This is a genomic window from Aeromonas sp. 62-46, assembly GCF_001898585.1.
Classification (GTDB): domain Bacteria; phylum Pseudomonadota; class Gammaproteobacteria; order Enterobacterales; family Aeromonadaceae; genus Aeromonas; species Aeromonas caviae.
Genome location: NZ_MKUI01000060.1, coordinates 1 through 24,699 on the forward strand (window position 1 = coordinate 1; position 24,699 = coordinate 24,699).

General features: G+C 61.6%; 21 protein-coding genes and 1 pseudogene. 9 read left to right on the forward strand and 13 right to left on the reverse strand.

The window, feature by feature from the left end; translation table 11 throughout:
* Positions 1 to 186: 186 nt before the first annotated feature.
* The 3 genes and pseudogenes from glgA to rsmC all read right to left on the reverse strand — a co-directional run bounded on the left by glgA (position 187) and on the right by rsmC (position 4,033).
* Positions 187 to 1,647, reverse strand: coding sequence for a glycogen synthase GlgA (gene glgA / locus BGO64_RS20600; RefSeq protein WP_286701293.1), 1,461 nt, complete (start codon positions 1,645 to 1,647; stop codon positions 187 to 189).
* Positions 1,637 to 2,857: pseudogene (gene glgC, locus BGO64_RS20605) on the reverse strand (glucose-1-phosphate adenylyltransferase); the annotation flags it as partial. The gene glgA and the pseudogene glgC, both read right to left, overlap by 11 nt.
* A 147-nt stretch (positions 2,858 to 3,004) precedes the next feature.
* On the reverse strand, positions 3,005 to 4,033 hold the full coding sequence (rsmC, locus tag BGO64_RS20610; protein ID WP_286701294.1) for a 16S rRNA (guanine(1207)-N(2))-methyltransferase RsmC: 1,029 nt from the start codon (positions 4,031 to 4,033) through the stop codon (positions 3,005 to 3,007).
* Between the two features lie 278 nt (positions 4,034 to 4,311).
* Here rsmC and dapA point away from each other — a divergent pair, with 278 nt between their 5' ends.
* The 3 genes from dapA (at position 4,312) to BGO64_RS20625 (ending at position 7,699) form a co-directional block, all read left to right on the forward strand.
* Positions 4,312 to 5,184 carry a 4-hydroxy-tetrahydrodipicolinate synthase gene (dapA, locus tag BGO64_RS20615; protein ID WP_286701295.1) on the forward strand — a complete coding sequence of 291 codons (873 nt, stop codon included), beginning with the start codon at positions 4,312 to 4,314 and terminating at the stop codon, positions 5,182 to 5,184.
* Between the two features lie 95 nt (positions 5,185 to 5,279).
* Positions 5,280 to 6,926: a sensor domain-containing diguanylate cyclase gene (locus BGO64_RS20620; RefSeq protein WP_286701296.1), complete on the forward strand. Its 1,647-nt coding sequence runs from the start codon at positions 5,280 to 5,282 to the stop codon at positions 6,924 to 6,926.
* 182 nt (positions 6,927 to 7,108) lie between these two features.
* Positions 7,109 to 7,699, forward strand: coding sequence for an HAD family hydrolase (locus BGO64_RS20625; RefSeq protein WP_286701297.1), 591 nt, complete (start codon positions 7,109 to 7,111; stop codon positions 7,697 to 7,699).
* A gap of 136 nt (positions 7,700 to 7,835) precedes the next feature.
* Here BGO64_RS20625 and hfq read toward each other — a convergent pair whose 3' ends face one another.
* A complete protein-coding gene (gene hfq, locus BGO64_RS20630) occupies positions 7,836 to 8,195 on the reverse strand; it encodes an RNA chaperone Hfq (RefSeq protein ID WP_039040603.1) in 360 nt (119 codons plus the stop codon).
* 176 nt (positions 8,196 to 8,371) lie between these two features.
* Here hfq and BGO64_RS20635 point away from each other — a divergent pair, with 176 nt between their 5' ends.
* Genes BGO64_RS20635 through BGO64_RS20645 form a run of 3 tightly spaced genes read left to right on the forward strand, consistent with a single transcriptional unit; the run spans position 8,372 to position 11,851 of the window.
* Positions 8,372 to 9,643, forward strand: a complete 1,272-nt coding sequence (locus tag BGO64_RS20635) for a paraquat-inducible protein A (RefSeq protein WP_043152840.1) — start codon at positions 8,372 to 8,374, stop codon at positions 9,641 to 9,643.
* Entirely contained in the window at positions 9,636 to 11,282 is a 1,647-nt protein-coding gene (pqiB, locus tag BGO64_RS20640; protein ID WP_069651939.1) for an intermembrane transport protein PqiB, read from the forward strand. Before BGO64_RS20635 ends, pqiB begins: the two co-directional genes overlap by 8 nt.
* A complete protein-coding gene (locus BGO64_RS20645; RefSeq protein WP_043152838.1) occupies positions 11,282 to 11,851 on the forward strand; it encodes a PqiC family protein in 570 nt (189 codons plus the stop codon). The genes pqiB and BGO64_RS20645 overlap by 1 nt, the downstream gene beginning before the upstream one ends.
* Before the next feature lie 54 nt (positions 11,852 to 11,905).
* Here the strand turns inward: BGO64_RS20645 and ompA are convergent, their stop codons facing one another.
* Both ompA and BGO64_RS20655 read right to left on the reverse strand, forming a co-directional pair.
* Positions 11,906 to 12,937, reverse strand: a complete 1,032-nt coding sequence (gene ompA, locus BGO64_RS20650; protein ID WP_010675746.1) for a porin OmpA — start codon at positions 12,935 to 12,937, stop codon at positions 11,906 to 11,908.
* Between the two features lie 279 nt (positions 12,938 to 13,216).
* Positions 13,217 to 14,224, reverse strand: coding sequence for an SGNH/GDSL hydrolase family protein (locus BGO64_RS20655; RefSeq protein WP_286701298.1), 1,008 nt, complete (start codon positions 14,222 to 14,224; stop codon positions 13,217 to 13,219).
* A 234-nt stretch (positions 14,225 to 14,458) separates the two neighbouring features.
* Between BGO64_RS20655 and BGO64_RS20660 the strand changes: the two genes are divergently transcribed.
* Entirely contained in the window at positions 14,459 to 14,839 is a 381-nt protein-coding gene (locus BGO64_RS20660; RefSeq protein WP_039040598.1) for a YgiW/YdeI family stress tolerance OB fold protein, read from the forward strand.
* 57 nt (positions 14,840 to 14,896) lie between these two features.
* On the opposite strand, the gene mltC is transcribed toward BGO64_RS20660, so the two are convergent.
* From mltC to BGO64_RS20685, 5 genes are all read right to left on the reverse strand, one after another.
* A complete protein-coding gene (mltC, locus tag BGO64_RS20665; RefSeq protein WP_010675743.1) occupies positions 14,897 to 16,000 on the reverse strand; it encodes a membrane-bound lytic murein transglycosylase MltC in 1,104 nt (367 codons plus the stop codon).
* Positions 16,001 to 16,119: 119 nt separating this feature from the next.
* Positions 16,120 to 16,392 (reverse strand): oxidative damage protection protein, encoded by a 273-nt coding sequence (locus BGO64_RS20670; RefSeq protein ID WP_010675742.1) that lies wholly within the window; start codon positions 16,390 to 16,392, stop codon positions 16,120 to 16,122.
* Positions 16,389 to 17,474 carry an A/G-specific adenine glycosylase gene (gene mutY / locus BGO64_RS20675; protein ID WP_286701299.1) on the reverse strand — a complete coding sequence of 362 codons (1,086 nt, stop codon included), beginning with the start codon at positions 17,472 to 17,474 and terminating at the stop codon, positions 16,389 to 16,391. Before mutY ends, BGO64_RS20670 begins: the two co-directional genes overlap by 4 nt.
* 167 nt (positions 17,475 to 17,641) lie before the next feature.
* A complete protein-coding gene (gene exeB, locus BGO64_RS20680) occupies positions 17,642 to 18,325 on the reverse strand; it encodes a GspB family T2SS assembly factor variant ExeB (RefSeq protein WP_286701300.1) in 684 nt (227 codons plus the stop codon).
* On the reverse strand, positions 18,325 to 19,968 hold the full coding sequence (locus BGO64_RS20685) for an ExeA family protein (protein ID WP_010675739.1): 1,644 nt from the start codon (positions 19,966 to 19,968) through the stop codon (positions 18,325 to 18,327). The genes exeB and BGO64_RS20685 overlap by 1 nt, the downstream gene beginning before the upstream one ends.
* Positions 19,969 to 20,197: 229 nt before the next feature.
* Here BGO64_RS20685 and BGO64_RS20690 point away from each other — a divergent pair, with 229 nt between their 5' ends.
* Positions 20,198 to 21,436 (forward strand): multifunctional CCA addition/repair protein, encoded by a 1,239-nt coding sequence (locus BGO64_RS20690; RefSeq protein ID WP_286701301.1) that lies wholly within the window; start codon positions 20,198 to 20,200, stop codon positions 21,434 to 21,436.
* 102 nt (positions 21,437 to 21,538) lie between these two features.
* Here BGO64_RS20690 and BGO64_RS20695 read toward each other — a convergent pair whose 3' ends face one another.
* Together BGO64_RS20695 and BGO64_RS20700 are read right to left on the reverse strand one after the other, a co-directional pair.
* Positions 21,539 to 22,804, reverse strand: a complete 1,266-nt coding sequence (locus BGO64_RS20695) for an inorganic phosphate transporter (protein WP_010675737.1) — start codon at positions 22,802 to 22,804, stop codon at positions 21,539 to 21,541.
* 25 nt (positions 22,805 to 22,829) lie between these two features.
* Complete coding sequence (locus BGO64_RS20700; RefSeq protein WP_286701302.1) at positions 22,830 to 23,510, reverse strand: TIGR00153 family protein; 681 nt, start codon at positions 23,508 to 23,510, stop codon at positions 22,830 to 22,832.
* Between the two features lie 169 nt (positions 23,511 to 23,679).
* Here BGO64_RS20700 and BGO64_RS20705 point away from each other — a divergent pair, with 169 nt between their 5' ends.
* Positions 23,680 to 24,633 carry a CYTH domain-containing protein gene (locus tag BGO64_RS20705; protein ID WP_286701303.1) on the forward strand — a complete coding sequence of 318 codons (954 nt, stop codon included), beginning with the start codon at positions 23,680 to 23,682 and terminating at the stop codon, positions 24,631 to 24,633.
* Positions 24,634 to 24,699: the final 66 nt, after the last annotated feature.

Consider the following 24,699-nt stretch of genomic DNA (forward strand, 5'->3'; position numbering starts at 1 on the left):
ACTCGAACCCTCACATCCGTGGGACACTAACACCTGAAGCTAGCGCGTCTACCAATTCCGCCACCTTCGCATCACTGCGGTGGGGGATTCTATAGAGTTTTGGGGGGGCGTCAACAGCCAAAGGGGACTTTTTTCGCTGTTGACGGATAAAGGCGTGCCAAGGGCACAAAACTTCAGCAATCGGCGTCAGACGGTGGCCAGCGCATCCTGATACATCTGTTCGTACAAGATGACGGAGTCTGCCCAGTCGAAGCGGGTGTTCATGGCGTGGTGCTGCACACGGGCAAAGCGTGCCGGCTCCTGCAGATAATGGAGCAGGCTGCGGCGCATGGCATCGAGCAAGGTGCTGGCAGTGGGATCGTTGAAGCAGAAACCGGTCGCGTGCGCCGGGTCGGCATCCCAGTCCACGACGGTATCTTTCAATCCGCCGACGGCCCGCACCAGGGGCAGGGTGCCATAGGCCAGACTGTACATCTGGTTGAGCCCGCATGGCTCGAACAGAGAAGGCATCAGGAAGAAGTCGGCGCCGGCCTCCACCAGGTGGGCCAGACGGTCGTCATAGGCATTGATGAAGGCAAACTTGTCGGGATGCTGCTGGGCAATGCTTTGCAACTGGGCGGCGAGAGAGGGATCACCGGAGCCCACAATTACCACCTGGACCTGATGCCGCAAGAACTTGTCCAGCGCAGGGATGAGCAGGTGTACACCTTTCTGCTCGGTCAGTCGACACACCATGCCATAGATGGGGAGGTTGCCGACGGGGAGCCCCGTCTCCTGCTGCAGGATGCGCTTGCAGGTGTGTTTGCCATCCAGGTTGTCGGCATCATAGGTGGCGGGCAACAGAGGATCGAAGGCGGGATCCCAGTCCTGATAGTCACAGCCGTTGAGGATGCCACGCAGGTCAGCTGCCCGCTGCTGGAATACGCTGGCCATGCCGTGAGCGCCCAGGTGTGTCAGCAGCTCGCTGGCGTAGTTGGGGCTGACCGCATTGATCTTGTCTGCGTAGAGCACACCGCACTTTAGCAGATTGATGTGACCATAGTCGTAGTTGATGCGCTGCTCGTAGTCGTGGATTTCCGGCACGGCCCAGAACTGCTGGCGATCGAACACGCCCTGAAAGGCCGCGTTGTGAATGCTGATGACCGACCGGGTGCGCTGGAAGAAGGGGTTGTGGGCATGACGGGTTTTCAGCAGCAGCGGCAGCAGACCGGTGTGCCAGTCGTTGCAGTGGGCGATGTCGGGAGCGAAACCCAGCTGTTCGCACGCATGCAGGGCCGCCGCGGCCAGAAAGGCAAAGCGTTCACCGTTGTCGGGATAGGCCTGGTTGTTCTCGGCATAGAGCTGGGGGCGGTCGAAATAGTGCGGGCAATCGAGCAGATAGACGCAGATCCCGTCCAGTTCCAGCTGATGGATGCGATAGCTGATATCACTGCGATCCTGGGGGGTGGGGAGCCAGCGCGAGGCGAGGAGGGTGGCCTCGTCCCGGCGCTTGATGGTCTTGTAGAAGGGCATAATGATGCGCACATCGTGCCCCTGACGGGCGAGATGCTGCGGCAGGGCCTTGGCCACATCTGCCAGGCCCCCGGTCTTCACCAGCCCCTCAACCTCCGAGGCTACAAACAGGATTTTCAGTGGGTTAATAGCCAACTCTTGCTCCCTTAGGTACCACGACGATACCGCCTTCGGATACGGTAAACCGCTCTCTGTCATGGTCCAGATTCTCACCGATCACGGTGCCGGGTGCAATTTCAACGTTTTTGTCGATGATGGCGCGGCGAATGGAGCAACCTTCGCCGATTTTCACATCCCCCAGCAGCACGGATTCACTGATGTGGCTGCAGGGGCCTATGTTGCAGCGAAATCCCAGTATGGATCGCTGGATCTGGCTGCCCTGAATGAAGCAGCCACCGGAGATCAGGGAGTTGGCGATCTTGACCTTGCAGTCGTCGGTATCGATGAAGGTGGCGGGGGGCAGGGGCGGGTAATGGGTGTGCAGCGGCCACTTGCGATTGTAGAGAGAGAAGGGGGCATCGTCGGCCACCAGGTCCATGTGCGCCTGCCAGTAAGAGTCGAGCGTCCCCACATCGCGCCAGTAGACATTGGGCTTCTCGCCCGGGATCATGTTGGTGCTGTAGTCGTAGACATAGACGGGGGCACGGGGGAACAGGCTGGGAATGATGTCCTTGCCGAAATCGTGACTGGAGTTCTCCTCGGCGGCATCCCGCTTGAGCTCCCGATAGAGGGCCTCGGTCTCGAAGATGTAGTTGCCCATGGAGACCAGGGCCTGGGTGGGGTCGCCGGGGATGTGTTTCGGGTGACGGGGCTTTTCTTCAAAGCCAATCATGCGCCCTTCCTGATCCACCTCGATCACCCCGAAGGCGCTTGCTTCCTCGATGGGCATGCGCAGTGCCGCGACGGTCAGGGCGGCCGCTTTCTGCTTGTGGAAACTCACCATCTGGCTCACGTCCATCTTGTAGATGTGATCGGAGCCGAAGATGCAGACGTGCTCGGGGTCGGAGATCTCGATGAAGCGCAGGTTCTGGTAAATGGCGTCTGCGGTGCCGTCATACCAGCGTTTGCCCATTCGCATCTGGGCCGGAATGGGGTCGATGAAGCGATCCGTGATGCCGACGATGTTCCAGCCCTTCTTCATGTGCAGATAAAGGGACTGGGACTTGAACTGGGTGAGTACATAGATGCGCAGGAAGTCGGCGTTGACGAAGTTGTTGAGCACGAAGTCGATCAACCGGTAACTGCCGCCAAAGGGTACGGAGGGTTTGCTGCGGGTGGTGGTCAGCGGTTGCAGTCGGGTACCTTCACCGCCTGCCAGTATCATGGTGAGTATGCCTGCCATCGTCGTTCTCTCCCTGAGATCATGATGTTGAAAAGGTTTTCATGTTGCTGCGAAAAAAACACCCCTAAAGGGGTGGTAAACGTTTTCTTGGTACCTTAACAGATCCCGTCTGGCACTCTCTACTTGTTTTATTACAACCGTTGCACTTCTTTAAGCTTTGCTCAGATACACCTTGAATTTGGCATCGCCCGCGATCACCTCGGTCTGTTTGAAGTGCGCATCCAGTATAGGCTGGTATCGCAGGAAGGCATTGGCGACTATGGTCAGGGCGCCATTTGCGGTCAGGTACTCAGGTGCCTTTGCCAGGAAGGTTTCGGTGGCGGCGTAGAAGGTCTTGAGCCCGGCATGGAAGGGGGGATTCGAGACAATCTGTTGGAATGTTTCGGCAATGTCGGAATAGACATCGGAGGCATGAACACGTCCCCTCAGACCGTTGACCGCCAGGGTTCGGCGGCTGGACTCCAGTGCCAGGGCATTGATATCCACCATGGTGACAGCCAGGGCCGGGTTGCGCTTGGCCAGCACGGAACCGATGACGCCGGCGCCGCAGCCAAAGTCGAGCAGCTTGCCCGTTACGGGGGGGAGGCTCGCCAGCAGCATCTGGGTGCCGAGATCCAGGCCGTCTGCACTGAAGACCCCGGGCAGGGCCATGACGGTCAGGGTGGTGTCGCCCGCCTGGCACTCATAGCGACTGAACCAGGCGTCCAGCTCGAAGGGGACAACCGGTTTGTCGAACGTGCCGTGGTAGAGAGAGCAGCGGCGCGCAGAGTCGCGTTTGATCGGTTTCTCGCCATAAGGTGCCAGCAGCTTGTCTGCCCCGTTGATGCCGCCCCGGTTCTCGCCGGCGAGGAACAGGTCGGCCCCGCTTTCGAGCAGCGGCGTCATCATGGCCAGCAGGTATTGCGCCTCGGCCTTGGCCTTGGGCATCAGCAGCAGCAGGGCATCGAATCGGGGGGCGCCCCCCAGCTGGTGATCGAACAGGATGGCGTCTCCCAGAGCGGCCTGCTGGCTGCGGTAATAGCAGTAATCCGTGGTGAAGACGGTCAGGCCTTGTGCCAACTCGGCCAGTTGACGAGGATAATCATCCTCCAGGGCACCGCACACCAACAGCCGCTTGCCGACAAAGAGGGCTTGGTTACGTTCCAGCATCTGACTGACGGCACTGACAGGACGGCTCATTGGGTCTCTCCACGCATTTTTGGGCGGCCATTATACATGGCCGCTTTCGCCTTGACATTTATGCCGTGTTCCCGAAATATGCCCAGACGCCTTATTTACCCAGAGATGATGCAATGCGGTCATGCGTATCGAAACGAAAGCATAAACACAGCCTGACAATCGGGCCTGCTGGCGTGCGCGCGTAACCTCTCATCCCTGAGACGATTCAAGCCCCGGTAGCGACTCCCGTACCGGGGCTTTTTATTGACCAATCCATCTGTTTAGGAGAAGGAAATCCCATGTTTCAAGGTTCGATAGTTGCCCTGATCACCCCATTTCGACAGGGCCAGCTGGACGAGGCCGCACTGGCTCGCCTGGTAGAGTGGCACATAGAGCAGGGAACCCATGGCATAGTGCCGGTCGGCACGACCGGGGAGAGCCCGACCCTGACCCACGATGAGCATTGCCGCGTGGTGGAGCTGGTGGTCAAGCTGGTGGCCGGGCGCATTCCCGTGATCGCAGGTGCAGGCTCCAACAACCCGGTTGAAGCCATTGAATACACCCGCTATGCCGAGGAGATGGGAGCGGATGCCACCCTGCATGTGGCCGGTTACTACAACCGCCCCAATCAGGAAGGGCTCTACCACCACTTCAAGGCGGTGCATGACGCCACCACCAAACCCATCATCGTCTACAACATTCCGCCCCGCGCCATCGTTGACGTGCAGCCGGCGACCCTGGCCCGTCTGGCCGAGTTGCCGCGCATTGCCGGCGTGAAGGATGCCACCGGTGATCTGGCCCGCCCCTGGGTTGAACGCCAGCTCATCAAGAAGCCGTTTGCCTGGCTCTCCGGTGAAGATGCCACCGCCGTGGCCTACAACATCGGTGGTGGCCAGGGTTGCATCTCGGTGACGGCCAACGTGGCCCCCAAGCTGGTGGCCGAGGTGCAGAACCTGGCGCTGGCCGGTGAGTGGCAAGCTGCCCGCGAATTGCAGGACAAGCTCATTCCGCTGCACCAGGCCATGTTCGCCGAGCCGAGCCCCGCAGGGGCCAAGTATGCGGTCTCCCTGCTGGGTCTGTGCAGCGAAGAGTGCCGTCTGCCGGTGATGCCGCTCTCCGAGGCCACCCGCGAGCGCATCCGCAGTGCCATGCAGGCATTGAATCTGTTGTAAAAACTGGGCTCTGGATCTCGCTTTTGATTGCTCGGTCAATTAATGGCCGGGCTTTGCCGATATACTCGCTTGGATACAACCAAGGATGATTTGGCATGGAAGAATGGGATCCGGAGCACTTCACCAGTTTTGAACATCTCTGTGAAGTGACCTTGTCTGCGGTCAGGGAAAAAACAGAGGCTGAACAGATCTATCTGTGGCTGCGTGCTCCGACGCCCCAGCTCTATCACTATCGCCCGGAACAGGGTCTGCTCTGCCTGAGCGCCGACATCCTCTCTTCCCTCGAGTTGCCCATCCTCTTCATCGAACGTTCCCTTGCGCTCGGCCAGTTGCTGGTGGAGCCCATCGCGCCGACCCGTGCCATCTGGGAGCGGGAGAGCGTCGAACCCGAGATCCCGCGCCTGCGCGCCAGCTTCCCCCTCAAGCGTCACAAGGGGCTGGAGGCCGTGGTCTATCTGGAAACCCGCCGTCGTCTCGATCGCCTGCCAAGACGCCAGCAGCAGAGCATCCAGCTGCTCATGCATTATCTCGCCGCTGAGCTCGAGAGTCGGCGACTCGCGGGACAGGTGGATCTGGAGCGGGATCAGCGGCTCCACACCCAGGCAGACCTCGTGCGCAGCCAGGCCCTGCAGGACTCTTTCCTGAGCATGCTGCAGGCGCTGCATCAGGTGGGGGTCAAGCTCTCCCGCTGCGAGAGCGAGGATCGTCTGCTGCACGACGCGGTGGCACTGGCCCGCCAGGAGTTGCAGTTCGATCGCATCGCCATCTTCCTGACTGACAGTGAATTCAAGACCATGCACGGTACCTGGGGTACCAACGAGGCGGGTGAGCTCATCGACGAGCGCCATTTCATCAGCCCCATTCCGGATCACCCCACGGTGCAGGAGGCGCTGCGTCGCAAGGACTATGTCCTGGTGCTGGAGGACACGCCTCTCTATTACGAGAAGCAGGAGGTGGGTCGCGGCTGGAACGCCATGGTGTCGCTCTGGGACGGGAGTACCCCCATCGGCTGGATCGCCGCCGACAACCTGCTCTGGCGGCGCCCCCTCAAGGCGTATCAGAGCGAGATCTTCAAGCAGTATGCCGCCGTTCTCTCCCAGTTGCTGATCCGCCAGCGCACCCAGGAGAAGCTTGAGCGCTTCAATCGGGAGCTGGAGCTGAGGGTGCAGGAGCGCACCCGGCAACTGGCCGATACCAACCGGGCGCTGGAGGAGGCCAACCGGCGCCTCTCCCTGCTGTCTCTGGAAGATCCCCTGACTGGCATCGCCAACCGCCGCCAATGGGACATCACCATGGAACGGGAGTGGGAGCGGGCTCGCCGCCATCAGGGGGTGCTGGCGGTGCTGATGATCGATGTGGACGAGTTCAAGTCCTACAACGATCACTTCGGCCACGGCAAGGGGGATCAGTGCCTGCAGCGGGTGGCGTCACTGCTGCAGGACACCGAGCGGCGGCGCACCAACCTGGTGGCCCGCTATGGGGGGGAGGAGTTTGTCATCCTGCTGTGTTCACCGCAGCCGGGAGAAGCGGAGCGGCTGGCGGAGCAGATCCACCACGGCCTTGACGCCTTGCAAATTCCCCATCCGGCCTCCCGGGTGGCGGCGACACTCACCGTCAGCATCGGGTTCAGCTATCTGGTCCCGTCATCGGACAAGGAGTGGCAAACCCTGACCGAGCAGGCGGATCAGGCACTCTATCACGCCAAATCCCAAGGGCGGGCCTGTACCCTGGCCTATCGCTGACACCTGCGTGGGGGCTACCTGCCCGGCATCAGATCCATGCTGGTCTGTATACGTGTGGGCTTTCAGATCCACGCCGCCCTGTATAAATGAGGTGGCAAGCGTTTCTCGCCATCTGGCGCATGGCGATGCGCCCGCGCTCTGGCTAGAATGGGGGCCCATTTTTCACAGACAGATCCTGCACCATGACCCTATCCGGATTTCAAGGCCTGGTTTTCGACCTCGACGGCACTCTGGTGGACTCCATGCCCTTGCACCTGGCCGCCTGGGAGCACACCGCCCGCGAGTTTGGCTTTCGGTTCGACGCCGACTGGTTTTATGAGCTGGGAGGCATGCCCAGCCGCAAGATAGCCCTGCTGGTGGCCGAAGTGCAGCAGATCGTGCTGGATCCCCTGGTGGTGACACGCTGCAAGACCGAACACTATGTCGCCAACCTGCACAAGGCCACCTCCTTCCCGGCCATGCTGGATCTGGTGGAACGCTATCACGGCCGGATCCCCATGGGCATAGGGACAGGCTCTCCCCGTATCAATGCCGAAGCGGTGCTGCGTAACACAGGGCTGGATCGGTATTTCCCCGTGGTGGTCACCGCCGACGACGTGGAGCTGCACAAACCCCATCCAGACACCTTCCTGCTGGTGGCGCGACGCCTGGGGGTCGAGCCCGGTCAATGTCTGGTGTTCGAGGACACGGGCATAGGCGCACAGGCCGGTGAAGCGGCCGGCATGCAGGTCTGCATGGTCAGAGAGGGAAAACCGGTCGGGTTGACCTACTGAGTAACGAAGACGAGCGGGTCAACAACCTGCTCGGGAGAGAAGCCCCACTCTCATACGGGACAGGCGAAACATGAGAGTGGGGAGCAGATGTCACTGGCTGACGCAGCGACACCGTCAGGATGGGCGGGGGCGAGATTTACTGCTCGCTGCCACCACCCTGGTTGTCGTCATAACGGCTGGGGGCGCCATGGGGGCGAGGCGCCATGGAAACCCGTGGCTTGCGGGCTCGCTGGATGCTGACGGCAGGACGGCCGGAGTGCATGGCAATGGTGGAAATCTTGGCCTTGTAGACCAGTTGCTGATTGCCATGGGCATCGGTCAACAGCACGCTGTACTGGTCAAAACCGCTGATGGTCCCCTCCAGCTTGATGCCGCTCACCAGGAAGATGGCGACCTGGCTACGGTTTTTGCGCAACCAGTTGAGGGCAGAATCTTGCCCGTTCCCGAGGGAGAAGGCCTGCTCGATAGTGGAGTAGCTTGGGGATTCAGTTGTCATAAATTATTGTCCCGCGGAAAAAAAGTGGCGTTTGATTGTGCTAAATGGTCACTGCCTTGTCAAAGTCATTCTCACTCCCGGGCAGGATGGACAACGACAGGGCTGGTCGGCAGGGGCCGCTGCTGCAATAATTGGCGGCTCTGGCCCCGTGGCGGGCCTCATGCTGGGGTCTTATCTTGCATCCGGTTTCACACCAACATCCACCCACCTATACCCATGACGCGACCGCCTGCGAAGAATGTGACCTGCTGGTGCCGGCCACCGAGCTGGCCGTGGGGGAGACGAGCAGTTGTCCGCGCTGCGGCCATACCCTGACTCGTCATCTGCCGGAGCAGGAGCGCAGGCCCATCGCCTATGGCTTTGCGGCCATCATCATGTTCGTGCTCTCCAACGCCTTTACCTTCATGTCGTTCTCGGCCAAGGGGGTGGGGCAGGAGATGACCTTCCTGCAGTGCATCACCACCCTGGTGGATCAAGGCTACCTGTTCCTCGGGGCCGTGCTGAGCATTACCCTGATCGGGTTGCCGCTGGTCTATATCGGCTCCATCATGCTGGTGCTGTGGCGACTGGACAAGGATCTGCACAGCAAGGCCCTGCGCTCCCTTGGCCGCCTGCTGTGCCGGATCAAGCCCTGGCTGATGGTGGACGTCTTCCTCATCGGGGTGCTCATCTCTCTGGTCAAGCTGATGGGGATGGCCGACATCAAGATGGGGCTGTCGTTCTGGGCGTTCGTTGGCTACACCCTGCTGCTCATCAAGATGATCTCCTCCCTGGATCGGATGTGGCTGTGGCAGCGGCTGTTCGGCCCGACGGCGGCGAGGGAGCTGGATCCCGAGGAGAGCGCCCTGTCGTGCGGTCTGGTGGGCTGTCACATCTGCGGCGCCCTGAACGAGCAGGATGCCCATAGTTGCGTTCGCTGCGGGGATCACCTGCACAGCCGCAAGCCGGGTGGTCTGAACCGCACCTGGGCCCTGCTGATCACCTCGGTGATCCTCTATGTCCCAGCCAACCTGTATCCCATCATGGACACCGTGTTCCTGGGGGATGACAGCCCCTCGACCATCATGGGCGGGGTGGTGCTGCTGTGGGCCATGGGCTCCTACCCCATTGCCGCCGTCATCTTCTTCGCGAGCGTGGTGGTGCCGCTGGTGAAGATCCTGGCGCTGCTGTGGCTCTGCTACGTGGTGCAGCGCGGCCAGGGGACATCTCCCCTCGGCAAGCTCAAACTCTATCGCATGACCGAATTTGTGGGGCGCTGGTCGATGATCGACGTCTTCGTGGTGGCCATCCTGGCCGGTCTCATCCGGCTCGACAATCTGATGACCATCTACCCTGGCCCTGCGGCCGTCGCCTTTGCCGGGGTCGTACTGGTCACCATGGTGGCTGCCATGAGTTTCGATTCCCGCCTGATCTGGGATTTACAACAAGGAGAACGCGAACGTGAGTGAGCGTAAGACAAGGTGGAAACCGGGCTCTGATTTCATGAGTTCGGCTGCCGCTATCTGGATGGTGCCTTTGCTGGCGCTCTTCATCGGCGCCTGGATGCTGTTCCAGCACTGGTATTCACAAGGGCCGAGCTTCACCCTGACGGTGGCGACCGCCGAGGGCATAGTGGCGGGCAAGACGGTGATCCGTTCGCGTGAAGTGGAGGTGGGCCGTATCGAGACGGTGGAGCTCAGCGAGGATTACAGCCATGCCGTGCTCAAGGCTCGCCTGACCAATGCCGCCGCCGGCATGCTCAAGAAAGACAGCCAGTTCTGGGTGGTCAAGCCCAGGGTCGGGCGTGAAGGCGTTTCCGGTCTTGGCACCTTGCTCTCCGGTGCCTATATCGAACTTTCTCCCGGCAAGAAGGGCAGGGCGCGAAGCGAATACGCCATGCTGGACAGGCCACCCCTGGCATCCCTGGATGCCAAGGGATTGCGGCTCTCCCTGTCCAGCCGGGATGCCAACGCGCTGGGCGCGGGCTCCCCCATCAGCTATCAGGGATTCACCATCGGCCAGGTCGAAGAGGCCAAGTTCCTGCCCGAGAAGAGCGAGATGCAGTACCAGCTCTTCATCAACGCGCCTTATGACGTCCTGGTGAGCAGCAACTCCCGGTTCTGGTTGACGCCCGGCTTCGAGGTCTCCATGAGCAGCGAGGGGATGAAGGTGAAGATGGACTCGCTGGAGAGCCTGATCAACGGCGGCATCACCATGGGGCTGCCTCCCGGCTGGTTGCCGGGGGAACCGGTGAAACAGAACGACGAGTTCGTGCTGTTCAAGGACGAGGAGAGCGTGCTGGCCGGTAGCCTGGATCAGTTCATCGACTATGTCTTCCTGTTCGACAATGATGTGGGCGGGCTGCATCCCGGCGCGGCGGTACAATATCGCGGCATCCGGGTCGGTACCGTCATCTCGGCTCCCTATCTCATCGACGACAAGGGCGTCCAGCTGTTCAAGAGCCGGCAGATCCCGGTGTTGGCGCGCATCGAGGTGCAGCGTCTCTCCCACCGTTATGCCAATGCGGAGAAGGAGCAGTGGCGGGCCCTGTTCAACAAGCAGTTCAAGGAAGGGCTGAGGGCCAGCCTCAAGACCGCCAGCCTGCTGACGGGGGGCAAGGTGATCGATCTGAACTTCTATCCGGATGCGCCTGTCTATCAGCCGCTCAAGATGGCGGGCTATCAGGTCTTCCCGACCGCCCAGGCCGGGCTGGATCAGATCGAACGCAAGGTGAATCTCATCCTCGACAAGTTCGTTGACATGGACATGGCCACCACCCTCACTCAGGTCAACAGCACCCTGATGACGCTGGACAAGACGCTCAAGCATGTCAGTGCCGTGAGTGCGAATCTGGAGCAGTTTACCGGTCAGCAGTCGACCCAGCAGTTGCCGGCCTCCCTCAACCAGAGCCTCAAGCAGTTGCAGGAGACGTTGCAGACCTATGATGCCGGTTCCCAGACCAATCAGGAACTGCGCCAGTCGGTGCAATCCCTCAACCAGCTGATGAGCGAGTTGCAACCTCTGGTCCATTCACTGAACGAGCAGCCGAGTTCACTGATCTTTGACCGCGCTCGTCCGCGGGATCCCGAGCCCAAGCGAGGAAAATGATGAAAAAACGGATGATGACGCTGGCCTTGCTGGGCCTGCTGGCGGGATGTGGCAGTGCGCCGACGACGCTGCATTACTATTCGCTGGATGCCGACACGGCGCCGTCGAGTGTCACCACGGCGCAGCCGCAGCACCAGTTGGTGCTGCGCCCCGTCGCCCTGTCCGGTCAGCTTGACCGGATGAGCCTGGTCTATCAGCTGGAGGGCAAGGAGCTGCACTTTGCCGAGTACCATCGCTGGGCAGGTTCCCTCGATGCCCAGTTGAACCAGTTGACCCTCAATGGCCTCTCCAGTCGCTTGCCTGGCTGGGTGGTGCGTCAGGACGGGGCCCGCAAGGGGCCTGTCCTGAGCATCTCGGTCGAGCGTTTCCAGGGGCGGCACGACGGCCGCGCCCTGCTTAGCGGTCGCTGGCGCCTGCTGACGGAGGAGGGGGTCGTGTTGAGAGATGTTCCCTTCCAGCAGGAGCGGGTGCTGCCTGCCGATGGGTATGGCGCCCTGGTGAACGAGCTGGGGCAGGGCTGGCAACTGTTGCTCGATCAGATTGCGGCGGATGTGCGCACGCGCAGCTGAGGAAGCATAAAAAAGACGGGAGGCCATGGCCTCCCGTTTTGTTTGGGGTCGTCGTTATTGCTGTACTTCCGAGACGCCCTGTACCTTGACCTCTACCCGGCGATCCGGGGCCAGGCAGACGATCAGCTCGCGCTTGGATTTGCTGGTGCAGCTGTCGCCGGTGACGGGAGACTGCTTGCCACGCCCTTCCACATTGACCTTGCCGGCAGGCAGGCCCTTGCCAATCAGGTAATCGGCCACGGTCCGGGCACGCTGCTCGGACAACTTCTGGTTGTAGGCCTCGGAACCGATGCGGTCGGTATAGCCGATGACGGTGGCCGACCCGTCTTTGGGCCTGGCCTCTTCAATCTGGCTGTAGAGGGTATCCAGCGCCTGCCCGGCCTGGGGTTTGAGGGTGGCCTTGTTGAAGTCAAACAGCACGTCCGAGCTCAGGGTGAACTGCTTGTCGACCATCACGGGCTCGGGCGCGGGGGCGGGAGCTGCGACCGGCAGAGCCGGTGCAACCTGACCGAAGCGGTAGACGGCGGCCAGGGAGAGCAGGCCGTTGTCCATGCGCAGGCCGGTATCGTCACGGCTGCCATACGGGGTGCTGTACTGGTATTCGAGGCGGGCTGCCCAATCCAGGCTCAGGGCATACTCCGCACCGAGCGCGCCGACGAAGGTGAAGCGGCTGTCGTTTTCCAGCTGATCGCTGTCGGTCCAGCCATAGCCGCCCCCGACACGGCCGTAAAGGTCCAGATTGTCCGCAACCGGGAAGCCCAGTTTCAGCGTGAGCTGGGCCAGCTGGGCTTGCACGGAGTCATTGAAGGCCGCGCCATTGCGGGTGCCGCTGTACTTGAGCTTGCCAAGGTAGTCATAACCGAGTTCGACACCCAGATTCTGGTTGATCTGGTAACCGGCGAACGCACCGGCGCCGACTTCATCGTCGTCTTTGTCGGTGATGGCGATGGCGTTGCTTTCATCGACACCGTAGAAGTTGGACCAACCCAGTTTGGCACCGCCATACCAGGTGTTGTCTTGTCCGGCTGCTTGGGCGTTGGCCGCAAGCAAGCCTGAAACCAGCAAGGTAATCAGTGTTTTGTTCATAGATGCCTCTGCAATCTTGTGTGTGGGGAGCGCGAATTCATGTCGCCTCGCCTCGTGGGTTGGGCCTGTGTTCGACCACAACACGTTTAAACGTAGCTCGCTTTTCTCGATCTACAAGCAACTGATATAAAACATATTGTGATATCCATCTGCATCATAGTGGAGACAGAAGACCGCCGGGGAACCGTGACTCGAATCTGTGATGGGTGTCATATGGGGTTGCTTGCCCTTGTCGGCAAGAGGGCCGGCGAAGCGCCGGCCCTGGCAGGATGGCCTCCGTTATCGAGGGAGGAATTCGTACTCCTGTTCGATGAAGGCGGCAGCCCGCTCGCTCAGGGCGGCGTGTACCACTGTGGTGGGGTGGACCTGGTCCCAGAACATCTTGCCTTCACAGTTCAGCTCGCCCGCACTGCGGCGCGCCATGGGCGTTGCGACGGCCTGAGCCAGCAGGGGGTTGCCGGCGATGGCAAGGCGCTCCTCGGGATTGAAGGGGGCCAGCCGACTGTCGGTGGCGGCGCTGCGGGAGGCAAACGGCTTCCACACATAGCCGCCGCCATAGCAGGCGTGCTCGGTGTCGCTCAGGCCGAAGTTCTGCGGCTCGCGCAGCATCTCGGCGAACTGCTTGTCGATCTCGAACAATTTCACCATGCCGGTGGGAGCCAACTGGCGTGCCAGGTTCAGCAGCAGCTGGTTGTGGTAGGCGGAGACATGGCTGGCTGCCTCGACCACTTTCTGGCTGCGGGCCGAGGGGTTCTGGCCCAGATCAGGCAGGTTGAACAACAGAATCTGCCTGGCACCGTTCAATACCATGCGGTTGGCCGCATCGCTGATGGCGTCGCGCACCCGCTTGGCATCCTGCTCGGTGTTCCAGCCATAGGCCAGGTAATCGTTGGCACCGACCCAAAGGATCACCAGATCGTCGGGCTTGAAGCCATCCTTTTGCAGGAACTGGGTCACCTCGTAGTCCAGGTTGTTGATGACCTGATACTTGGGGTTCCAGGAGATCTTGTTGTAGGCCACGGCAGTGGCTCCCCCTTCCGCCTCGTTGGCGATGGCGAGGCCCGGGAAGTGCTGGTTGAGCTGCTCCAGCCAGACCGGTCCGTTGGAGAAGCGGCCCTGATGGTAGGGCGGGCTGGAGGGGAGGTAACCGCGCATCTTGTCGTACATCTTGCCGGTGTCGGAGAGGCTGTCGCCGAACATCACGATGCGGGAGAAGGGGGGGCGCGTCTCGGCGGCATGTGCCGTGAGGGCGAAGAGTCCCAATAAACACAAAAGCCATTTGTTCATGTAGCTGTTCTCATGGATGGGGCAGGACGGGCCTGCGGGCTGTTCCTCGATGGCGGCGGGCTGGGAACCCGCATGGCCAGGTGAAAAGGTATCCACTCGAATACATTATTGCAGCATGCCGTGGCCATTTAATCGCTTGCGATCACATCACTCCTCCCTGAATGGGGAGGCTTCACGTTTGTTTCACGCGCCCCCGGGCAAGATGCCCTCATACCGCAAAGACAGGAGCATGAAATGAACAACGCAAAAGCAATCGCCCTGGTGGCCCTGATGTCCGTCTCTTCCTTCGCCATGGCGGCCTACACCGGCCCCAAGGAGCAGAACAAGGTATCGGTCGCCCAGTTGAAAGACGTGGCCGATGATCAGTGGGTGACCCTGGAAGGCAAGCTGGTCAAACACCTGGGTGGCGAAAACTACCTGTTCCGTGACGACAGCGGCGAGGTGGAAGTGGAGGTGGACGGTGACGTGTGGCGCGGTACCGAGGTGGGCCCTGACGATCTGATCCGCGTGCGCGGCGAGGTGGACCACAGCTGGAACAAGACCGAAGTCGAGGTGGAACACCTGGAGAAGGTGGGGGCAGCGCCCCTGAGCAAGGGTGGCTTCATCGCCAAGTAAGCTTTCAGGCCACAGTAAATGAGAAGGGCGCTCCAGGAGCGCCCTTCTTGCATGCCATCAGCCAGCCCGGCTTGCGACGGTTCGCTTGAACCCCTTCTCGGCCTGATTGACCTTGTAGAGATAGCGGCGAGCCTCTGCCTTGGGATGCTGTTCGGTCAGCACCTGATAGACGGCCTCGGGGGAGAGGCGGTTGATCATGCCGGGGGCCGCCTTGCGATCGTTGGAGAAGGTGTTGAGCACCCCTCCCGCACCACCGTTGTAGGCGGAGATCACCGCATAGCGGCGGGACTGGGGATCCTGGATATCCGCCAGATAGACGGTCTGCAGCAGGTGCAGGTAGGCGGTCCCCACATCGATGTTGTAGGCCGGATTGAACAGATCTTCCCTGGTCGGCTGGCCATCCTTGCCCTTGACCCTCACATAGACATCCCGCCCAGCGGTAGCCGGGATCACCTGCATCAGGCCATAGGCGTTGGCGTGGCTGACCGCATAGGGGTTGAAGCTGCTCTCGGTCTTGATCACCGCGTAGATGAGACTCTCGGCGACCCCGTACTTGCGGGAGGCATCGCGGATGATGCTGGCGTATTTGTAGCCGCGCCTGTCTTCGTGGTTGGCCACCATGGGAATGTCGATGAAGAAGATGTTGCGGATCCCGAGGGTGCGCTTCTTCATCGCGTTGGCGATCAGATAGTCGGCATAACGCTCTGCACGCCAGCTGGAGCGGATCGCTTGTCCCTGGTTGTCCAGCACCTGGCCATAGAGGAAGGGCTCGCCACCTGGCATGATCTCACGGTCGGAATAGAGGTCGACCTCTGCCGGATCGTCCGGGGTCAGCAGGGTTTCGATGATGGCGCGACGCAGGTGGGCACGGGGATCCAGACCCGAGACGGTCTCCACCATGATGTGACCGCTGGAGAAATCGATGTGGGCGCGGCTCTTGTACTGATCCGTGTATTTGACGTAGTCAAACTTGCCCGCGAACAGCGCCTCGCGCCCCCATATCTCGTTCACGTTATGGGAGAGCGCACTGATCATGTGTTCAAAACCGCGCACGTCCTTGCCGTTGACCAGATCATCATCGCCACTCCCGCTGGTCTGGGGTGTGGATGAACAGGCAGAGAGAAACAGCAGGGCGCACAGCAGCCCAAAAAAACGACCCATAAGATCCTCAAACCGGGCGGTGGGGCCGCCCGTCACTGACTGGCCTGAGCCAGGATTGGTGTCACCCTGCGGCATGTCGACGACTCAGGGGGACGCTGGCCCTTTGACTCGATTCCCGCTCACTGGCTGGGAGGGGTGTAGCCGTCGATCTGGACTTCACCCGCGTCGAACAGATAGCTGACCATCTCTTTTTCCAGCAACTGGCGGTGCTCGAGATTCATCATGTTCAGCTTCTTCTCGTTGATCAGCATGACCTGCTTCTTCTGCCACTCGGTCCAGGCTTCCTTGCTGATGTTGTCGAAGATCCGCTTGCCGAGTTCACCGGGGTAGAGTTGGAAATCGAGACCCGGCGCTTCTTTCTTCAGGCGCAGGCAAAATACGGTACGGCTCATGTTGACCTCTGTGGTTGCAAGTCTGGTTGTAAGTCCGGGTAGGCGAGCAGACGGGCCGTGGCCGCCGCCAATCCCACCTCGGCAGGATGGCGTAAGTTATACCAGAGTCGGGTATCCGCTTCCATGAGCAGGGGGGCGGGCGGAACAGCCATTTCGATCAGCAAAGGGCGGATATCGAGGTGGAAGTGGCTGAAAGTGTGACGAAATCCAGCGAGCTCCTGATAGGCGGCATCCTCCAGCCCCAACTCCCGCAGTCGTCCGGTCACCTCGGTGAGGGATTCCACCTGCGGGAAGCAGTAGAGCCCGCCCCAGATCCCTTGCGGCGGACGCTTCTCCAGCAGCAGATGATCGCCGTGGCGGATGATCAGCATAATGCCGTTGCGTGCCGGAATGCTCTTCTTCGGCTTGCTATGAGGGTAGGCGGTGGGGTTGCCCTGCGACAGCCCCTGGCAATCGGCCTGCACCGGGCAGCGCTCGCAGGCGGGCTTGCTGCGGGTGCAGACAGTGGCCCCCATGTCCATCATGGCCTGGTTGTACTGGGCCACTCCGACGCGCGGGGTGAGGCGGGTCGCCAGCTCCCAGAGATCGTGCTCGACCTGCTTCTGACCCGGCCAGCCCGCCAGCGCCAGCCAGCGGGTAAGTACCCGCTTCACGTTGCCATCCAGGATGGCGTGGGGCTGGCCCAGAGAGAGGGAGAGCACGGCCCCGGCGGTGGAGCGACCGATGCCGGGCAGAGCCATCACCTCTTCCAGTTGTTCCGGAAAGAGGCCGCCGTGCAGATCGCGGATCTGCTGGGCAGCCTTGTGCAGGTTGCGGGCGCGCGCGTAGTAGCCAAGCCCGGTCCAGTGATGCAGCACCTCGTCGATGGGGGCGTTGGCCAGGGCCAGCACGTCGGGGAAGCGGGCCATGAACCGCTCGTAATAGGGGATGACAGTGGCAACCTGGGTCTGTTGCAGCATGATCTCGGAGACCCAGACCCGGTAGGGGGTCTTGTCCTGCTGCCAGGGCAGGGTCTTGCGGCCGTGGATCTGGTACCAGTCCAGAATGCGGGTGGCGAAGGTGGTGTTGTCTGAGTGGCTCACAGTGTGCTCATGTTCTGATGATAAGTCCGCCCGCCATCAGGAGGGCGATCCCCGACCCGGCGCATGGCAAAGGTCGAGTGTAGGTTATTGATTAAAAAGGGGAGCTCTCGGGCTCCCTCAGAATGGGCGGTGACCCTCCCGGGGGAGGGCCACCGGATGCCGGCAGATCAGCCGCGCCAGTCTTGCAGCGCCTTGAGGCTGGCATACTGGCCGCCGACCTGCAGGACGATGTAGTCCTGAGCGATGGCTGACAGGATGACGCCGGGGGCGATTTCATTTCCCTCGCGCCACTCCCGTCCATTGAGCACCACGGCCCGCTTGGCCGGGTCGGAGGAGTAGTTGTGGGCACCATAGGTCAGGGACGGTACCTGCTGTTTCAGGGCCGGGGCCAGAGCGCCGAGGGGGATGGCACTGGTCTGGACCTGAGCCTGGGGCGCACTCTCTTCCACCAGCGGCGTGTTGTTGAGTGCGGCCATCAGCCGTTCTGCCAGACTCTGTCCCCCCTGGCTTGCGGTAGTCGCAGCCGGGGTTGCGGCAGGTCTTGGAGCGACCACGGGCTCCGGCAGGGGGGGCGGCAGCGGCCGGGTGATCATGGGCCTGGGTTCGACCCGCACGAAGGGGGGAGTCACCACTTCCTTCACTTCGACCTGCTGTTCCACTGGTTTGAGGTGATAGAGGTGCCAGCCATAGTTGGCGGCGGCGCCCATCACCAGGGCCAGGGGCACCAGGGCCCACCAGATCCAGCGGCGGTTGGGCTCCTCTTCCTGGCTCACGGGCAGACCCATGAGCGGCATATGGGGGGTGAACTGGGGCTGGTCGGCCCGGCGCAGGGCCTTGAGCAGGGTGGACATCAGGAGGCCTCCTCGACCATGGGGTCCGTCTCATCATCTGCCACGCTGTCGAGATCGACCGGCGTGCTGGCTCGCAGGGATTCATCCTCCAGCCTGGGCATGGGTTCGCCGGAGGCCACATTCAGCCGCAGCAGGGTGTTACTGCCGGCGATGCCGTCCGGGGTCAGTCCCTGCTCGCGCTGGAACTGTTGCAGCTTGTTCTTGAGGGTGGCATCGAAGCGGCTCACCTTGCGATCGGGTTGCTGCATGGCGCGGCTAAGGGCGTTGTCCAGCCACTGCACCTGGGCAGCCCCGGCATTGCTCGCTATCAGGGGCACGTTGCCCCTGGGCATGCGCCAGAGCAGGGTATAGCTGCCGCCCCAGGCGTCGGAGAGCCACTGCCTGTCCACCTGCCAGCTCTGGTTGCCGATGAGCAGGGAAGCCTTGTCCGCCCCCAGGCTGACCAGGGTGGCGTAATAGAGGCCGCCGGTCTCGTCGGTGAGACTGATGAGGGCCGGGTATTGCAGAGCCTGCAATTGCGCCAGGGAGGCTTCTCCCTCCTGGCAGCGCAGGCCCGCACGGGGGGCGTTGTCGCAGGTTGCCTCCTCCAGCTCGGCCTGGTAGCCCCATACCTTGTAGAGATTCTGCATGGCGACGTCCGGCTCCAGCGCCTGATTGATGGCGCGGGTCAGCTGGGCCTGCTGCTCTGGCGTGTCATCCACCTTGACCGGTACCTCGACCTTGACCAGGGGGCGGGCTGGGAAGAATCCGAAGAATTGCCAGCCCCACCAGCCGGTGGCGACCAGCAGGGCGCCCACCAGGGCGACCGTGAGGCCGGATTGCCAGCTTCCCTCGTCTCGAATGCCGCTCACCTCATACGCGGACTGGCTGATGTCCCCGTGCACTATCTTGTGGCTGCCACGGGCGAAGGCGGCGATGAGGGCGCGGTCGCAGATGAGGTTGATGAGGCGGGGAATGCCCCCGGAGAGGCGATGCAGGGTCTGGATGGCCCTGGGGGTGAAGATGGGCTGGACGCAGCCTGCCACCTGCAACCGGAAGCGGACATAGGCATCCACATCCTGGCGCGACAGCGGCAGCAGGTGATAGCGGGCGGTGATCCGCTGCGCCAGCTGGCGCAGCAGGGGCTGGCGCAGCATCTGTTGCAGCTCGGGCTGGCCGATGAGCACCACCTGCAGCAGTTTCTTCTCGTCTGTCTCCAGATTGGTGAGCAGTCGCAACTGCTCCAGCACGCCGGGCAGCAGGTGCTGGGCTTCATCCACCAGCACCACGCTGCGCTTGCCTGCCGCCAGATTCGCCAGCAGATGATCCCGGATAAGGTCGAACAATTGCTTGAGGCTGGCCTCTTCGCCGTAGGGCAACTGGAATTCGTCGCAGATGGCGGCCAGCAGATCCCGCTCGGTCAGAGAGGGATTGAGGATGTAGGCGATCTCGGTGTCGGCGGGCAATTGCTGCAGCAGACAGCGGGAGACGGTGGTCTTTCCCGTACCCACTTCCCCGGTCAGCAGCACGAAGCCGCCACCGTCCTGCAACCCGTAGTTGAGGTGGGCGAGGGCCTCCCCGTGACGCTCGCTCATATAGAGGTATTTGGGGTTGGGCGAGATGGAGAACGGGGGCTCCGACAGACCGAAGAACTGTGTGTACATAAGGATCCATTCCATTGTTATGGGCGGCAGGTTAAAGCCTCCCAAAAGGGATGTCAAAGACCCGGATACCATAAGGGGAGCTGGCTCGAACCACGGGCTGACTCACCCAGGACGATGACGGAAAGCGGCCGCCCGGCCGAGTGATGACGAGCCCGGTGCGGTGGGGGCACATCGTCTCTCTTGGCCAAAAGCGGTATCATCGGGGCAAGTTTATCGAGGGAGAGTGCGCGTGCAGATTTATCTGGTAGGAGGGGCGGTACGGGATCGCCTGTTGGGACTGCCCCAGGGTGACAGGGATCACCTGGTGGTCGGTGCCACGGTGGAGCAGATGCTGGGTCTCGGATTCACCCAGGTGGGCCGAGACTTTCCGGTCTTTCTCCACCCCAAAACCCAGCAGGAGTACGCCCTGGCGCGCACCGAGCGCAAGCAGGGGCAGGGTTACACCGGCTTCGTCTGCCATGCCGCCCCCGAGGTGACACTGGAGCAGGATCTGCTGCGCCGGGATCTCACCATCAACGCCATCGCCGAAGATGAGGACGGGCAACTGCACGATCCCTACGGCGGCGTGCAGGATCTGGAGGCGCGGTTGCTGCGCCATGTCTCGCCGGCCTTTGCCGAGGATCCCCTGCGCATCCTGCGGGTGGCGCGCTTCGCCGCCCGTTTTCATGCCCAGGGGTTCGTGGTGGCCCCCGAGACGCTGGGGCTGATGAAGGAGATGACCGACGCCGGCGAGCTGGCCCACCTGACCCCGGAGCGGGTCTGGAAGGAGCTGGAAAAAGTGCTGCTGGGGCCGACACCCCAGATCTTCTTCGAGGTGCTGCGCGAATGCGGCGCACTCAAGGCGCTCTTCCCCGAGCTCGATGCCCTGTTCGGTGTACCGGCCCCTGCCAGATGGCACCCGGAGATCGACACCGGCATCCACACCATGATGGTGCTGGCGCAGGCATGCCGTCTCTCCCCCGAACTGACCGTGCGCTTCGCGTCCCTCTGCCACGACTTTGGCAAGGGGCTGACCCCGCCCGCCTTCTGGCCGAGCCATCACGGCCATGGTCAGAAGGGGTTGCCGCTCATTCGCGATTTTTGCGAGCGCTTCCGGGTGCCGAACGGGTGTCGCGATCTGGCACTGCTGGTGAGCGACCTGCACACCCATATCCACATTGCCTTCGAGCTCAAGCCCGCGACCCTGCTCAAGGTATTCGACAAGGCCGATGCCTGGCGCAGACCGGAGCGCTTTGCCCAGCTGCTCGATGCCTGTCGCGCCGACTTCCACGGTCGTACCGGCTTCGAAGAGAAGGTCTACAGTCAGCCGGACTATGTCGCCGAGGCCCTGGAGGCGGCGCAGTCTGTGCCGGTGAAGGAGATAGTGGCGGCCGGCTTCAAGGGGGAGGCAATCCGCGAGCAGCTTGCCAAGCGGCGGCTCGATGCCATCAGCCGGGTGCGCGACGAGTGGACCTTTATCGAGGAGTAAACGCCGCAGCCGATCGACACTCAATCGACGGCGTGATATGGGCGAAGCATAAAAAAAGCCCGGGTCAATGACCCGGGCTTTTTGTCGTGCGGCGTGGGCTGCTCAGGAGAAGCAGGCCTGCAACACGTAGAAGATGGCGATGGCCAGGATGGCACCCGCGGGCAGGGTGATGACCCAGGAGACCACGATGTTGCGCAGCACGCCCAGGTTCAGGGCCGCGATGCCCCGTGCCAGACCGACGCCCATGACGGCACCGACCAGGGTCTGGGTGGTGGAGATGGGCAGACCGGTGCCGGAAGCGATCACCACGGTGGCGGCGGTGGCCAGCTGGGCCGCGAAGCCACGGCTCGGGGTCAGGTGGGTGATGCCGGTGCCAACGGTCGCCATCACCTTCTCGCCCATGGTGGCCAGACCGATGACGATGCCGATGCCGCCAAGGGGCAGGATCCACCAGGCGATGTGGGAGCTGCCGCCGATCTCGCCGCCGGCCGCCACGATGGAGGCGACTGCAGAGAGCGGACCGATGGCGTTGGCCACGTCGTTGGAGCCGTGGGCGAAGGCCATGGCACAGGCGGTGATGATCATCAGGATGCCAAACACTTTCTCCACGTTGGCGAAGTGCATCTTGCTGTCATCTTTCGGGTTGTACTGCTGGCCGCGGATATAGATCCAGCCGGCAAACGCCACCGCGATGGAGATGGCGACGGAGAGCAGGACGCCCTCGCCATTGCTCAGGTGCAGACCGACGTGGGTCAGCCCCTTCTTGATGGTGACCAGGCAGATGACCAGGGACGTCAGGAACATGTAGAAGGGGACATAGCGCTTGGCGTTGTCCAGGGGGTTGTCCGTGTTGAAGATGAGCTTCTGCACGCTGATGAACATGAAGTAGGCGATGATGCCCGAGATGGCCGGCGTGATGATCCAAGAGCCGACGATGCCGCCAAACTTGTTCCACTGTACCGCTTCCGGACCGATGCTCACCACGGCGAAGCCCACGATGGCGCCGATGATGGAGTGGGTGGTGGAGACGGGCCAGCCGAAATAGGAGGCCAGGATCAGCCACAGACCCGCAGCCAGCAGGGAGGCGATCATGCCGAGCACCAGCAGATCCGGCGTGTCGGCAAAGGCGTTGCTGTCGATGATGCCGCTGCGGATGGTGGCCGTCACTTCGCCACCGGCCAGATAGGCACCGGCAAATTCAAAGATCATGGCGATGATGATCGCCTGACGGATGGTCAGGGACTTGGTGCCGACCGATGTGCCCATGGCGTTGGCGACGTCGTTCGCACCAATGCCCCAGGCCATCAAAAAGCCGAACAAGGCCGCCACGAGCACCAGGGTGGTGCCGTAATTTGCGATAATGTCCATTAGTAGTGTTTACCCAGTCAGTCGATTACGAACGAGCCAGCATCAATTCCAGACGGGCGCCAACGCGCTCTGCCTGATCAGCCAGGTCACCTACCCATTCGAGGATCTTGTAGAGGAACATAACGTCGATCGGATTGTATTTGTGCTCAACGGCTTGCAGCTGTTGGCGCAGTCCGATCTGCATGGTGTCAGTATCGTCCTCGATGAGATCCAGCTGGTGGATCATCTCGGCAACCATTTCAACTTCACGTCCTTTAAAGCCGGTTTCGAGCAGCTCATCGAGTTCTCCGATGGCTTTTTCGGCTTGGGCGGTCGCATCGATACAGCGTTTGAGATAGGCCATGAAATCGGCGCGCATCTCGGTGGGGAATTCCATCTTGCGGCCAAGCATGCGGCCGGAAATATCCTTGGCACGGTTGGCAATCTTGTCCTGCTGGGTCAAGAGCTCCAACAGATCGGTACGAGCGACCGGCAGGAACAGGCCGCGGGGGAGTTTCAAGCGGATTTCGCGCTTGAGGATGTCCGCTTCTTTTTCCAGCTGGGCGATCTGTTGCCGGATCTTCTCGGCATCTTTCCAGCGGTCTTCGGCAACGGCATCAAAGAAGGGAATGAGCTGTTCGCAGCACACGTGAACCTTGACGATATGCTTCTGCAGCGGCTTGATGGGGGACTTGGCAAAAAGACCCAAAATAGTATTTACTGGCATGGCCAAACCTGTGTCGGTGAAAAAACACTCGATACGATTTTATGAGGGGCGCATGGTAACCGAACTGTGCCATCAATAAAACCGTGAATTAATCGTGAACTGTCGCTGGCATTATATCCTCGCGACCCCGAACATGCCCCCCAAAGTTGCCCGCCAGCCCGGAATGACTATGCAAACTGAGATCGAGATAAAGTTTTTCGTCACCAGCAATATTCAAGAATCCCTCTCCAACCTTCTGAATTCACTAGAGATTATCTCTTCCAATCAAGCCGCTCTTGGCAACGTCTATTTCGACACGCCCGATCTGGGTTTGCGTGGGCTCGAGATGGGGTTGCGTATTCGTCGCAGCGATGATTTTTCCGAGCAGACCATCAAGTGCCGGGGGCAGGTCGTGGGCGGATTGCACGCCAGACCCGAGTACAACGCCCCGGTGGAGGGCACCATTCCGACCCTGTCTGCCTTTCCTGCCGATATCTGGCCGAGTCTGGCAGTGCGCGATGAACTCCAGAGCCGTCTGGTGGCCCAGTTCAGCACCGATTTCCTGCGCCGCCACTGGCTGATCGCATTCGGAGATGCCGAGATCGAGCTGGCCTGGGATCAGGGGGAGATTGCCGGTGCCCTGGGGCGTACCGGGATCGACGAGCTGGAGCTGGAGCTGAAATCCGGCGATGCCCGCGCCCTGTTCACCCTGGCGAGCAAGCTGGCGGCGCTGGGAGGATTGCGGCTGGGTGCCCAGTCCAAGGCGCAGCGCGGATACAGGTTGGCTGGGCTTGGCAAGCCACTGGCCGTGCAGCCCCTGCAAGGGATTGAGGGCAAAGATCAGAAGACCAGCATTACCCTGGGTATGCAGCACTGGCAGTATCATGAGCAGCTCTGGCTCGAGAGTGGCGATGCTGGCGAACAACAACGGGCGCTGCATGCCCTGCTCGAGGGGGTATCCCTGGTTGCCGAGGCGGCAGGCACGCTGACGGTGCCCCCCTCCTGGCTGGCCGACCTGCAGGCGCAACAGCGTCTGATGATGCAGGTGGCCGGGGATCGTGCATCACTGCATGCCCTGTTCCACCATGCCGACCTGGTGGGCCTGCAGCTGTCCATCGCGGCCTGGCTGCATCTGGGGGAGTGAATCTTAAGTGGTGCAGAGCGCAAAAAGGTGAGCCCGGGCTCACCTTTTTTATGGCAGTTGCACCTT